We start from the raw sequence: 12,774 nt of genomic DNA, 5'->3' as shown, positions 1-12,774 counted from the left end.
TTAGTTTTTGTTTGCTCAATTTGAGTCCTGAAGTTGTCTGAGTCATAACCTTTATCAGCACATAATATTTCTGATTCAGTTAAATCTAATTTTGATACCAGATCAGGGGCTATCTTAATATCATGGGAAGTTCCATCTGAAATAATAAACTCAATGGGATTACCATTAGAATCAACTGCTAAATGTATTTTTGAACTATTACCACCGATACTTTTGGAAATATCTTGATTATTAATACCTGAAGAATGCTGGTGTGCCCGTACGTGGCTACCATCAATAAATATCCATTCTTTATCAGCATGTTTACTAAATAATTTAAAAATATTCATAAACTTATCATTTTTAGACCAACGATTGTATTTCTTAAAGATAGAGTTTGGCTTACCAAATTCTTGAGGTAAATCTCTCCAAGGACAACCTGTTCTGATACGAAATAGAATAGCTTCGATAAAATTTCTTAAATTTAGTTTGAGATAAATATTAAAGTGACGGAAAATAGAAAGTAACTTAGACCAGTGTTGATCATTCAGCATTGTACGAGGCATAGCGGGGGTAAAATTGGGTTTGGCGATTTAATTTTACTATCTCGCTATTTTTTTAGGCAACAAATGTCAACAGACCCTAGTTTAATTACTAAAGTATTGCCTTCCTGAATAAATTCTTTTACATCTGAAGCATTTAGTTTCGTTTGCACAATTGTTGCTTTATCTAAAACAATTTTTGCATCCGATGTTTCAGTTTTCACTAGCGTTTTTTTATCAATCAAAAATATTTTATTCATATTCAGAAAACCAATAGCTTTAGTAACAATTAGTAAAGCATTCTAACAAACGATTAATTTTTGTAAAATGAATTTATATGAAATGTATAATATATTTTCACTAGACGGTAAAAAAAAAATAATATAAATTGCCACATATTAATGAGGAGCTTCTTATGTTAAATAAATTAATATTGAGCCTAGCTGTTGTTGCCAGTTTAACTGCTTGCTCAACAATCGATAGTTCACAAAAATATCAAAAACCACAACATTTATTATTTATAAACAAAGAAGTAAATTCATTACCATTACAAGTTTCACGTGATGATAAGCTGTGTAATGATGATAAAAAAGATGACCAAAACTGCCCAATTAAATTCTATATTGATGATTTTAAGGCTGGTGATTTTTATATTAACAACAAAATAACTTACTATTTAAAGCCAAATGAATATTCGCTAACTGTTAAAAACTGCAACACTAAATGTGATATTTATCACACAAAAATCAATATAAATGACACGTTTCAGAATGTAACATTGGTATTATCAATTGATGAAAATGGGAAACCATTTATTATCAATAAAAACTAAACCAACACACACTTAAAATAAAAGTAATCTGAAATATTTATATTTTAGATTACTTTTTATGCAACACAATTCACATTTTATCCATATTTGATTTTCATTTTAATTAGAAAAACTTAACATTATAATTTTATACTTGAGCTTATTTTTATGAATTTGCTAGAATTATTAGGTCTTAATTGGTTCTTTAGCGCATGACAAAGCAAAACTCAATGCTTAGATCAACTCTTCGCAAAAAACGACGCCAATGCTCTGTCTATCAGCAACGTCGCGTAGAACATCAGGCTTTTCGCCAATTGATTCGCCAACCTGAATTTTTGCATGCTCAAAAAGTTGGGCTTTATCTTAGTGCCTTTGGTGAGGTTCAAACCCATTTGCTGATCGAATACTGCTTTCAAAAAAACAAACAAGTTTTTTTGCCTATGATCTGCAATATGAATCAACATTTGGTTTGGGTTTCAATCAATCAAAATCAATATCGCAATCGTAGATTTGCTCATCATGCTTTAGGTATGCGTGAACCGATGACCAGTCGTGGGTTTCATGTTGGACATCTTGATCTATTGATCATGCCACTATTAGCTTGTGATCGCTTAGGAACACGCATGGGCATGGGCGGGGGTTTTTACGATCGTACCCTCGCCAGTGCTCCTCATCGCCCTTTTCGTCTCGGCTTAGCTCATCAATTCCAATTTTTAAATGAAGAATTAAATAAAAATAACTGGGATCAGGGCCTCGATGCATTACAAACTGAACAACATTTCTATCGTTTTAGACGTCATTTCAGCCAATCATGAATTTTTTGTACATAGACTAATCAATCACTTACGAAATAATTAAGATTTTATTCGGTAAAGCCCTTGTAATTTTTCAAATACCCATCACTATAAATTTCATGGCAACCCCGTTGTCACTCATTAGGAGTGCCCATGTCTGAAATTATTATGAATGAAAAAACCTTAGAGCCTCAGGTTCCAAGTGTATTACCACTTTTAGCGCTACGTGATGTTGTGGTTTATCCGCACATGCAAATTGCGTTATTTGTGGGTCGTGAAAAATCGATCAATGCAGTTGATGTGGCTCGTAACAGTGACAATTTAGTATTTGTAGTTGCACAAAAAGATTCTCTTACAGAAGAAATTGATCACGACAACCTTTATCAATACGGTACTGTCGCGAAGATTGTGCAAGTTGTGAATCACGAAAATGATGAAAACTGTATCAAAGTCCTTATCGAAGGCTTGCACCGTTCTAAGTTAGAAAAAATCATTGATAATGGTGAATATTTAACGGCTGAACATGCACTGAGTCCAATGACTGTGAACCTTGAAAAAGACACAGCTGAAACTCGTGTACAAGAATTACGCGCTTTATTTGCCCAATATGCAGAAGCGAAACTTCGTAATGCACGTGAGTTAATTGCAGCAGCGAACAAAATTGAAGACTTATTACAATTGGTTTTCTTTGTTGCTACACGTGTTCCATTGAATATTGATGTTAAACAAAAATTCTTGGAACATGACGAATTTGAAGCACATTTGCAAGAACTCATGACTTATTTGTTGCAACAATCTGAGGAACAACAGATTGAACAAACTTTGCATGACTCTGTAAAACGCCAAATGGAAAAAAATCAACGCGAATACTTCTTAAATGAAAAAATGAAGGTCATTCAGCGTGAACTTTCCGATATGAATGGCGGTGCTGAGGATGATGTTGCTGAGATTGAAAAACGTCTGAGCGAAGCTGATTTGCCTGAACATGTACGCAAAAAAGCAGAAGCAGAGTTTCGTAAACTTAAAGCAATGCAACCTGCTTCTAGTGAAGCTGCTGTGGTTCGCAACTACTTAGAAGTGATTTTAGATACACCTTGGAATAAAGCCAGCAAAGTTAGTATTAACCTAACTAAAGCTCAAGAAATTCTTGATGCTGATCACTATGGTTTGGACGAAGTTAAAGAACGTATCGTTGAATACTTAGCTGTTCAAGCACGTGTGAAAAAACTGAAAGGTCCGATCCTTTGCTTAGTTGGTCCTCCGGGTGTTGGTAAAACATCATTGGGTGAATCTATTGCCAAAGCGACTGGACGTGAGTTTGTTCGTATGGCTTTAGGTGGCGTCCGTGATGAAGCGGAAATCCGTGGTCACCGTCGTACTTATATTGGTGCGATGCCAGGTAAAATTGTGCAGTCTTTGACAAAAGTAGGCGTGAAGAATCCTTTATTCTTACTCGACGAAATCGACAAGATGGCTCAAGACTACCGTGGTGATCCTGCTTCAGCGTTACTTGAAGTACTTGATCCATCACAAAACAACAAATTTAACGATCATTATTTAGATCTTGACCTTGATTTGTCTGAAGTGATGTTTATCTGTACTGCAAATAGCATGAACATTCCAGAAGCTTTACTTGACCGTATGGAAGTGATTCGTCTACCGGGTTATACCGAAGATGAAAAAGTGAATATTGCAGAGCGTTATCTTGCACCAAAAGCAATTAAAAATAATGGCTTACGTGCAAAAGAACTCAGCATTCACGAAGAAGCGATCCGTGATATCGTCCGTCGTTATACACGTGAAGCAGGTGTACGTAGCTTAGAACGTGAAATTTCTAAAATTGCACGTAAAGTGGTCAAAGAGTCTGTAAGCAAGAAAGCAAAAAATCTACATATTGATGTCACTGCTGAAAACTTACCAGAATATTTGGGCGTACATAAATTTGACTACGGTATGGCTGAAACTGAAGCTCAAGTCGGTCGTGTCAATGGTTTGGCTTGGACTTCTGTTGGCGGTGAGTTGCTCACCATCGAAGTTGCTGCGGTGAAAGGTAAAGGTAAATTTATTACCACTGGTTCACTTGGCGACGTGATGAAAGAGTCAATAACTGCTGCAATGACAGTCGTACGTACACGTGCGGATGAGCTAGGCATCGAAGCTTCTCGTTTTGAAGAAACTGATGTTCATGTTCACTTACCTGAAGGTGCGACACCGAAAGATGGTCCATCTGCTGGTTTGGCATTGACGACTGCGCTTGTCTCAGCTTTCACAGGTATTGCGATTCGTCCTGATATCGCAATGACAGGTGAAACAAGCTTAGGCGGACGCGCTATGCGTATCGGTGGCTTAAAAGAGAAACTTCTTGCTGCACATCGTGGCGGAGTGAAGTTAGTCTTTATTCCACAGGAAAATGTCCGTGACTTGGCTGAAATCCCTCAAAATGTGAAGGATGGATTGGAAATCAAAGCAGTGAAAAGCATTGATGAAATCTTACCATTGGCATTGGTTGAAGCACCAAAACCACTGGTTAAAGCACCAATCGTAAAAGCAGTTGATGGCGCAAAAGCCGCTCGTCACTAATCGTTAAAATATAAAAAAGAGAACTTCGGTTCTCTTTTTTTTGCTTTGAAAAATAGATGATTTATAAACCTACATTATATTGATTAAATATTGTACAATTCAAAAATTCAGATTTAAAATAGACAGACAAATTATTCGTCATCACACCATAGGTAAAACAATGATAAATCCCATGTGCTGGTTTGAAATATATGTCAACGATATTGAGCGAGCGAAAACATTTTACCAAACCGTCTTTAAAACTGAGCTGAGTCCACTCAACGTCCCTGATCCCAACATGAAAATGTGGGTATTCCCTTCAGATATGCAAAAATACGGCGCAACTGGTACATTGGTACAAATGCAAGGTGTTCCTGCTGGTGGCAACAGTACCATTGTTTATTTTAGTAGCGAAGATTGCGCGATTGAGCAAGCCCGTATTGAAGCGGCAAATGGGCAAGTCCATCTTGCAAAAACCTCAATTGGTGAATATGGCAACATCGTGCTTGGAATAGATACCGAAGGCAATATGTTTGGTATACATTCGATGAAATAGCTTAAATATTGACTCTTTTAGACTATTGAAAATACTCCAGATGACCCAATATTACTTTATAAGTTAAATGATAAATACTTAAACACGATATCGCCATTTGAGGGTGATCATCTGTATCTCCAGATGGGTGATCACAGCCACGCAGTCCTTTTTCTCATTTTGGACTGCGTTTTTTTATGATAAAAATATCTTAAATATTAGAGTTCTTACGTAAGTCATATTTTGCTCAAATTTATACTCTCATCATTTTGTTTCAAAACCGAATAAAATTTGCAATTAAGGCAGGATGCCGTACGTCGAACAAGGGAGTTCCGCATTTTTTAAAGCAGTGCTTTAAAAAATGCTCAGGATGTATACCCATTTGTTCGACGAATGGTTTTCTTGCGAAATATATTTCTCATTTGCCCAAAAACAAAGTAAGAAAGATTGTCTATGCAAAGTAAATTAATTGACTCAAGACAAATGTGACCGTTTGATACTTTTCACCCAAATACCTAATTGTTTTTTTAATTTATGAAAGAAGTCTATTTATTTTATTAAATGTTATTTATCCATTGAACAGAATTACTTATAAGCACATAAATTGCTTATTTCAATAAAGTATTAGCCAAACCATTGACCACTTGAGCCATCTTCTCAGTATCCAATGTCTGCGCTTGGTCAGCAGAAGTGTGATAATTTTTATTTCTAAAAAATGCTGTGTCCGTAATCATAATGGCGGGAATATCATATTGCCAATAATTTAAATGATCTGAAAAATCAACTCCTTGTATAAAGGATGGCGCAGTTAGCTTTTGACAATCCAGCTGTTTGAGTTGTTTCATCATTTGGCAGTAACTTCCCGATAAATTCCTTGAGGAAAAATTGGCGACAGCAGCAATATAGTTGCCATGCTTAGGATAGAAAAGCCCTAAGCCCATTGGATAATCCTGTGAATTTTTTTCATCAAAATAGCCGATCATTTCAAGTATATAAACCGCAGAAATCTGATCTTTTTCATTTAAAATTGATCGTGCATGCACTGCACTACCCATATTTTCTGTTCTAAAAAATGGTGGCTCTTCTAAGGTATAAAAGACGAAATCAATATTACTTTTCAATTTATTTTTATTTTGGCTCAAGATGCGTGCAGTTTCCAAAACACCTGCTACACCTGATGCATTGTCATCCGCACCAACATATTCTCCATACACATCATAATGTGCACCAACGATAATTTTATTTTTTGCTTGAATATTTAAAGGACAAATTACGTTTTTATATTCTTGATTATTCACGCTATATTTTTGCTCTTTACATGTAATACCAAATTGCTGCATTTGCGATATCAACCCATTGGCGACCCGATTCAGCTGTGCTGGATTTTGATAATTACGCGGTAAGTCCGTGTTTAAAATATTTTCCAAATACTGATTTAAGCGCTTCGAGTCAGCGACTTTCAATAAACTGTTCTGCTCTGCCATTTTGTTTTGTGATTTTTTAATCACCGATGATTCTGCTCGTAGATCACTCACCCAGACCAGTAAACTCATAGAAATCAATATAATGTGAAAACCGTATTTAACCGACTCCCGATTTTTTAGCGTTTCAATCGTCGTCATCGTTGTCTTTATACTCTTTATATTGTTCATTTTCTTTATTTCTCATTTTATCTATAAAATTAAAAGCGATTGTGGCATCAATATGCCAAGACCGAGTCAATATACCGTTATAATATTCACTGTTCTACTTTACTAGATTTGTTACATGAAAATTCGGATATTGACGATTGGTCAAAAAATGCCAAGCTGGGTTTTAACTGGATTTGAAGACTATTTCAAACGCATCCAACCCTTTGTGCAAACGCAAATTATCGAGTTACCCATGGCAAAGCGTGGCAAAAATGATTCGGAAGCGGATATTTTAAAATACCGCCAAATCGAAGGTGAAAGTATTTTAAATGCCATGAAAAGCAATGAAATTATGATCGCACTAGAAGTCGGTGGTCGTGAGTTCAGTACCGAAAAACTCGCTGAAACGATGAAAGGCTGGATGTTAGAAGGTCATGATATCGTATTGGCCATCGGTGGTCCTGATGGTCATAGTGAAGCTGTACGTAAGGCTGCAGCATGGCATTGGTCATTATCAAAACTCACTTTGCCTCATCCATTGGTCCGTGTCATGCTGATTGAGCAGTTGTACCGCGCGATGAGTATCAATCACAATCACCCTTATCATCGTGCAGGTTGATCAGTACGACACCAAGCAGTGTTGCATGTTTAGAACAAACCGTTGAAATAACGAAGCTGAATCCCCACTTCATGTTCTGGCATGATAGAGATCGAAATGAAAAAGGCAGGAATTATGAACTTACAGACTTTACCCGGATTATTTATCTCTCATGGTTCGCCTATGCTTGCGCTTGATCCAGAACAAGTCGGTCCTGCCCTTGAACGTTTAAGCCTAAACCTACCTCGTCCTGAAGCAATCGTGGTGATGTCAGCGCATTGGGAAAGCAATGCACTTGAAGTTAGTACTGCGGTACGTGCGGAAACATGGCATGATTTTCGTGGTTTTCCACCTGAACTTTATGAAATCCGCTACCCAGCTCCAGGCAATCCAGAACTTGCAGAAGAAATTTTGCATCTGCTTGCCGAAGCGCATTTACCTGCACATGCCAATAGTACCCGACCACGTGATCACGGCGTTTGGATGCCACTTTTGCACATGTATCCTGATGCAGATATTCCTGTGGTAGAAATTTCTTTGCCGATGAATATGTCAGCACAAGAGATTTATAAAATTGGACAAACTTTAGCGCCATTGCGTGAAAAACAAATTTTATTGATTGGTTCAGGCAGTATTACCCATAACTTGGCTGAACTCTCTTGGCGTACTGGAAATAATGAAGTTCCTGAGTGGGCATCGAGCTTTAGAAATGAAGTGGTGAGTAAGCTCGCTCATTCTAATTTTGATGCTGTTTTAGATTGGGAGAATCTTCCATTCGTCCATAAAAATCATCCTAGCCTAGAACATTTTGCCCCGCTCTTCTTTGCTATGGGTACTGGGCATCGTTTTACGATCGTCCACAGTAGTTTCTCTATGGGCTCACTCGGTATGGATCTTTATCGTTTTGATTAAGATCGACTCATCAGCGTATTGACTCTGTATTTTAAAATGACTTTTTCGATACTGTATTCATTTTAAAATACTTAAAAAATGTCGCCCCAAAATACACTGCATCATGATCAAAATAATATATCGCTGGAACATAGACTGTTTCAGCTTTTTTCGATTCTTAGGTTAATATTTAAACTCAAAATCACTTTATTATTTAACAATCTATTTTCAAAATGAAGAACTTACAGATACATATTGAAACTTAAAATCACCAATCTATTCATCACCATTGACTATGGATCATTTAAGATTGCCTTAAGTTTTTTATGAAGCCTGAAAGAAAAATGAAATTAAGATATTTAGTTATTGCACTTCTTCCATTAAGTATTGTTGCTTGTCAATCTTCTGATATTCAAAAAGTTACTGATACAGCTATGAATGTACTCAATCAAAAACAAAATGCCAATCAAATCTTAAGTTCTTATCAATGGTCTTTCCAACCACAAGGCAGTGATCGTCCAATCGTTTTAAACTTCAATGACAACCGTTTAAGCATTGCCACAGGTTGTAATAATATGAACGGTGCTTGGAAAATCACCGATGGCTTGCTCGAAGTTGGCAACTTGGCAGCAACCAATATGATGTGTAGCCCTGAATTGATGAAACAAGAAGGGTTAAGTGCACAGCTTTTCCAAGGCCGTAAAGCACCATTTGTGCTCAATACCACAAATACTGAACAGCCGACCTTAACTATCGTTGCTGCTGATGGACAAAAATATGTATTTACTGGGAAAATGACACCTGAAACCAAATATCAAACTCAGGCTGAAACGATTTTCTTAGAAATTTCACCTGAAACTAAGCAATGTACAGGTGTTGCTCCACAGACTTGTTTATTGGTTCGTGAAATTAAATATGATCAAAATGGTGTGAAAACTCAAGTCGATAAAGACTGGACTTATTTTTATGATCATATTGATGGATTTACGCACAATCCGAACGAACGCCAAGTGGTGCGTATTAAACGTTATGAGTTGAAAAATCCTGCTGCTGATCAATCAAAATATGCTTATGTTGAAGATATGATTATTGAGCGTGAAGCGATTAAAGGTTCACTTTAATCCCTGAATGATCAAAGATAAATTAAAAAAAACCGATGTCTAAACATCGGTTTTTTTTTGACTTTGTTTAGGATATTTATTTTGGATCAATACCTAAATAAATATCCTATCAAATCTTAGTAAACGCCTTGAGCAAGCATAGCATCAGCAACTTTTACGAAGCCCGCAATATTTGCACCGTCTACATAGTTCACTGTACCGTCTTCTTGCGTACCGAATTTCACACAGTTACGGTGAATTTCTTTCATGATTGCATGTAAACGCTCATCAACTTCTTCGAAAGTCCAACCTAAACGAATTGCGTTTTGAGACATTTCTAAACCAGAAGTTGCTACACCACCAGCATTTGACGCTTTACCTGGTGCATAAAGAATTTTCGCTTCAACGAATTTTTCAACAGCAGCTAAAGTTGAAGGCATGTTAGCACCTTCAGCAACACAGATTACGCCATTTTCAAGCAATGTAACGGCATCTTGTTCGTCAAGTTCATTTTGTGTAGCACATGGAAGCGCGATATCACATTTTACTGACCAAGGGCGTTTGCCTTCGAGATATTCAAAACCGTGTTTAGAAGCAAATTCTGAAATACGACCACGTTTAACATTTTTAAGTTCCATTACTTCTTCAAGAAGTTCTGTAGTGAAACCGTCTTTCACGTAAACAGTACCGTTTGAGTCAGAAAGAGTAACGACTTTTGCACCTAAGTACATTGCTTTGTCAGCAGCGAACTGTGCAACGTTACCAGAACCTGAAATCGCGACAGTTTTACCTTTAAAAGTCTCACCACGAGCTTTTAACATCTCTTCAGCAAAATATACTGTACCGTAACCAGTTGCTTCAGGGCGAGCCAATGAGCCACCAAACGACATACCTTTACCAGTAAATACGCAAGAAGTGTCATTGCTCAATTTTTTCATCATACCTGCCATGAAGCCAACTTCACGACCGCCTACACCGATATCGCCCGCAGGGATATCTGTATCAGAACCAAGATGACGATAAAGTTCAATCATGAGCGCTTGGCAGAAACGCATGATTTCACCTTCAGATTTACCTTTAGGGTCAAAATCTGAACCGCCTTTACCACCACCCATAGGAAGTGTAGTTAAAGCATTTTTAAATGTTTGTTCAAAACCTAAGAATTTTAAAATTGAAAGGTTTACTGATGGGTGGAAACGCATACCACCTTTAAATGGACCAATCGCAGAGTTGTATTGAACGCGGAAAGCACGGTTAACTTGTGTTTGTCCTTTGTCATCAACCCAAGAAACGCGGAACTGAATAGCACGTTCTGGCTCAACTAAACGCTCAAGCAAACCATAATCTGCATATTGTGGGTTTTTTTCAATAAATGGCCACAAACTGGTCATTACTTCTTCAACCGCTTGGAGAAATTCGGGTTGGTTTGGATCACGTGCTTTCACGTAATTTAAGAAGTCATTTAGGCTAGTATATTTCAACGGTGCATCCTCAGCAGAAGGTGATACAAATTCGGTCAAAAATTCAATAAAATGATTTATTTTGGCGCAAAGTATTAAATATCGTTTGTAAAGATTCTACAACACTTTTTCCAATGTTTTTTCGAATAACATTATAATTCAATATTTTAAATTCTCATAAAAGTTTAATTTTATGTGTAATCAATCTCATTTTTGTGCATAAAATGACAAGAAATCTGCGCAATTTTGGCGCGTTTTTTGCTCTAAATTAGAGCGGAATAAATGTATCAAAACGTGCTAAAATTCATAAAGCTAAACAGCATTGTCCAGCCCTACTAGTTTTTTTATTCAAAATGAATTCTCAGATCTCACTTATTCAACAAATCGACGCTCTATTACCACAAACACAATGTGGTCTTTGTGGTCACCGTGATGGTTGCCTGCCTTATGCCAAAGCCATTAGCGAAGGTGAAGACGCAAATAAATGTGTACCAGGTGGACAACCTGTGGCAGATGCTTTAGCAGTCTTGCTACAACGTGATAAATTGGCTGCTGAAGAAAGTGTTTGGCCGATTCAAATTGATGGTCGCCCTCAGCGTATGAAAGCTGTGATCCGTGAAGATGAATGTATCGGCTGTACCAAATGTATTAGTGCCTGCCCTGTCGATGCGATTATCGGAAGTGGTAAGTTAATGCATACTATTTTGACAGACCTCTGTACGGGCTGTGAGCTGTGTATTCCGCCCTGTCCTGTAGACTGTATCGATCTGGTTGAAGATCTCAAAGCCATTCCAAATGAGCAAGAGCGCAATTTTGAACAAGACGATCTTCGTGGGCGTTACTATGCACATATTCAACGTGAAGAGAAACGTCGTTTAAATCGCAAAGGTCCTGTCGTACGAGCTGCAATTGATAGTCAATTATTTGCAAATATCACACAAGGAAGTGAAGATCTACCTTCGATAGAATTGGCTAAAAAGGCACAAATTTCACATACTTTAGACGCGAAAACCACGATTGAACTGGCAAAAATTCGTACCCAAATTAAAAAACTAGAAAAGCAATTGAGTGTCCGTGCTGATGAAAAAAAACAGCAACAACTGATTGACCTACAAAAACAACTTGAACAACTGCAAAACGCTTAAAAGGAACAAATGATGCCTGTTAAAAATATGACCAAAAAACAGATTCAGATTTTCTTTGAGCGTTTACGTGCGCAGCGCCCGAATCCAAAAACCGAGTTGAATTATTCATCACCTTTTGAACTTTTAGTTGCTGTGACGCTCTCAGCGCAAGCAACCGATGTCAGTGTAAATAAAGCCACAGATAAGCTTTTTCCAATCGCAAATACCCCTGAACAAATTTATGCGCTTGGTGTTGAGGGTCTAAAAAGTTATATCAAAACCATTGGTTTATATAACTCCAAAGCTGAAAATGTCATCAAAGCCTGCAAGATTCTTATAGAAAAGCATCAAAGTATCGTTCCAAATAATCGTACTGATCTCGAAGCGCTGCCGGGCGTAGGGCGAAAAACAGCCAATGTCGTGCTCAATACTGCTTTTGGTATGCCAACCATGGCTGTGGATACACATATTTTTCGTGTAGGTAATCGTACAGGTTTGGCTGTCGGTAAAAATGTACTTGAAGTTGAACAGCGTTTACTCAAAGTCATCCCGAAAGAGTTTATCGTTGATTCGCATCATTGGTTGATTTTACACGGACGTTATTGCTGTGTTGCGCGTAAACCTAAATGTGCTGAATGTGTAGTTTCGGATGTGTGTAATAGCCCTGATAAATATGAGTTTGGCGCTGTAAAAGAGATTCAGATTAAAAATATCGATGAATAATTTGCAACATTGTTGATATATTCAAAT

13 protein-coding genes are annotated in these 12,774 nt (G+C 37.2%); 9 read left to right on the top strand and 4 right to left on the bottom strand.

From position 1 onward, the window contains the following. Both F960_RS09660 and F960_RS09655 read right to left on the bottom strand, forming a co-directional pair. On the bottom strand, positions 1-545 hold a 545-nt coding region (locus F960_RS09660), incomplete at its 3' end, for an IS5 family transposase (protein WP_004863299.1). A gap of 44 nt (positions 546-589) precedes the next feature. Continuing rightward, the gene (locus F960_RS09655; protein ID WP_004863296.1) at positions 590-781 is read right to left on the bottom strand and encodes a BapA prefix-like domain-containing protein; all 192 of its coding nucleotides are present in this window, start codon (positions 779-781) and stop codon (positions 590-592) included. Positions 782-936: 155 nt separating this feature from the next. On the opposite strand from F960_RS09655, the gene F960_RS09650 reads away from it, so the two are divergent. The 4 genes from F960_RS09650 to F960_RS09635 all read left to right on the top strand — a co-directional run bounded on the left by F960_RS09650 (position 937) and on the right by F960_RS09635 (position 5,241). Continuing rightward, positions 937-1,353 (top strand): hypothetical protein, encoded by a 417-nt coding sequence (locus tag F960_RS09650; RefSeq protein WP_004863293.1) that lies wholly within the window; start codon positions 937-939, stop codon positions 1,351-1,353. A 191-nt stretch (positions 1,354-1,544) separates the two neighbouring features. Continuing rightward, a complete protein-coding gene (locus F960_RS09645) occupies positions 1,545-2,147 on the top strand; it encodes a 5-formyltetrahydrofolate cyclo-ligase (RefSeq protein WP_004863290.1) in 603 nt (200 codons plus the stop codon). A 132-nt stretch (positions 2,148-2,279) separates the two neighbouring features. After that, entirely contained in the window at positions 2,280-4,706 is a 2,427-nt protein-coding gene (gene lon / locus F960_RS09640) for an endopeptidase La (RefSeq protein ID WP_004863288.1), read from the top strand. Between the two features lie 160 nt (positions 4,707-4,866). Then, positions 4,867-5,241: a VOC family protein gene (locus F960_RS09635; RefSeq protein ID WP_004863286.1), complete on the top strand. Its 375-nt coding sequence runs from the start codon at positions 4,867-4,869 to the stop codon at positions 5,239-5,241. A 587-nt stretch (positions 5,242-5,828) separates the two neighbouring features. On the opposite strand, the gene F960_RS09630 is transcribed toward F960_RS09635, so the two are convergent. Then, a complete protein-coding gene (locus F960_RS09630; RefSeq protein ID WP_004863282.1) occupies positions 5,829-6,872 on the bottom strand; it encodes a M28 family peptidase in 1,044 nt (347 codons plus the stop codon). A 115-nt stretch (positions 6,873-6,987) separates the two neighbouring features. On the opposite strand from F960_RS09630, the gene rlmH reads away from it, so the two are divergent. From rlmH to F960_RS09615, 3 genes are all read left to right on the top strand, one after another. Continuing rightward, positions 6,988-7,470: a 23S rRNA (pseudouridine(1915)-N(3))-methyltransferase RlmH gene (gene rlmH / locus F960_RS09625; protein WP_004863280.1), complete on the top strand. Its 483-nt coding sequence runs from the start codon at positions 6,988-6,990 to the stop codon at positions 7,468-7,470. Positions 7,471-7,584: 114 nt separating this feature from the next. Then, complete coding sequence (locus tag F960_RS09620) at positions 7,585-8,361, top strand: dioxygenase family protein (protein WP_035373299.1); 777 nt, start codon at positions 7,585-7,587, stop codon at positions 8,359-8,361. A gap of 323 nt (positions 8,362-8,684) precedes the next feature. Next, on the top strand, positions 8,685-9,461 hold the full coding sequence (locus tag F960_RS09615; RefSeq protein WP_035373302.1) for a DUF4377 domain-containing protein: 777 nt from the start codon (positions 8,685-8,687) through the stop codon (positions 9,459-9,461). A 116-nt stretch (positions 9,462-9,577) separates the two neighbouring features. Here F960_RS09615 and gdhA read toward each other — a convergent pair whose 3' ends face one another. Further along, positions 9,578-10,981, bottom strand: a complete 1,404-nt coding sequence (gene gdhA / locus F960_RS09610) for an NADP-specific glutamate dehydrogenase (protein WP_171066263.1) — start codon at positions 10,979-10,981, stop codon at positions 9,578-9,580. Positions 10,982-11,253: 272 nt separating this feature from the next. Between gdhA and F960_RS09605 the strand changes: the two genes are divergently transcribed. Both F960_RS09605 and nth read left to right on the top strand, forming a co-directional pair. Next, on the top strand, positions 11,254-12,045 hold the full coding sequence (locus F960_RS09605; protein ID WP_004863270.1) for an RnfABCDGE type electron transport complex subunit B: 792 nt from the start codon (positions 11,254-11,256) through the stop codon (positions 12,043-12,045). 12 nt (positions 12,046-12,057) lie between these two features. Then, on the top strand, positions 12,058-12,747 hold the full coding sequence (nth, locus tag F960_RS09600; RefSeq protein WP_004863268.1) for an endonuclease III: 690 nt from the start codon (positions 12,058-12,060) through the stop codon (positions 12,745-12,747). The last annotated feature ends 27 nt before the right edge of the window (positions 12,748-12,774 follow it).

This window comes from Acinetobacter gerneri DSM 14967 = CIP 107464 = MTCC 9824 (assembly GCF_000368565.1).
In the GTDB taxonomy this organism is placed as follows: Bacteria; Pseudomonadota; Gammaproteobacteria; order Pseudomonadales; family Moraxellaceae; genus Acinetobacter; species Acinetobacter gerneri.
This window is presented reverse-complemented; position numbering and strand designations above follow the sequence as displayed.

What these genes read in the sequence shown, in the direction of transcription:
- F960_RS09615 (WP_035373302.1), top strand. Translation starts at nt 8,685, where the DNA reads ATGAAATTAAGATATTTAGTTATTGCACTTCTTCCATTAAGTATTGTT.
- F960_RS09605 (WP_004863270.1), top strand. Translation starts at nt 11,254, where the DNA reads ATGAATTCTCAGATCTCACTTATTCAACAAATCGACGCTCTATTACCA.
- F960_RS09650 (WP_004863293.1), top strand. Translation starts at nt 937, where the DNA reads ATGTTAAATAAATTAATATTGAGCCTAGCTGTTGTTGCCAGTTTAACT.
- F960_RS09630 (WP_004863282.1), bottom strand. Translation starts at nt 6,872, where the DNA reads ATGAACAATATAAAGAGTATAAAGACAACGATGACGACGATTGAAACG.
- F960_RS09645 (WP_004863290.1), top strand. Translation starts at nt 1,545, where the DNA reads ATGACAAAGCAAAACTCAATGCTTAGATCAACTCTTCGCAAAAAACGA.
- nth (WP_004863268.1), top strand. Translation starts at nt 12,058, where the DNA reads ATGCCTGTTAAAAATATGACCAAAAAACAGATTCAGATTTTCTTTGAG.
- lon (WP_004863288.1), top strand. Translation starts at nt 2,280, where the DNA reads ATGTCTGAAATTATTATGAATGAAAAAACCTTAGAGCCTCAGGTTCCA.
- F960_RS09620 (WP_035373299.1), top strand. Translation starts at nt 7,585, where the DNA reads ATGAACTTACAGACTTTACCCGGATTATTTATCTCTCATGGTTCGCCT.
- rlmH (WP_004863280.1), top strand. Translation starts at nt 6,988, where the DNA reads ATGAAAATTCGGATATTGACGATTGGTCAAAAAATGCCAAGCTGGGTT.
- F960_RS09635 (WP_004863286.1), top strand. Translation starts at nt 4,867, where the DNA reads ATGATAAATCCCATGTGCTGGTTTGAAATATATGTCAACGATATTGAG.
- F960_RS09655 (WP_004863296.1), bottom strand. Translation starts at nt 781, where the DNA reads ATGAATAAAATATTTTTGATTGATAAAAAAACGCTAGTGAAAACTGAA.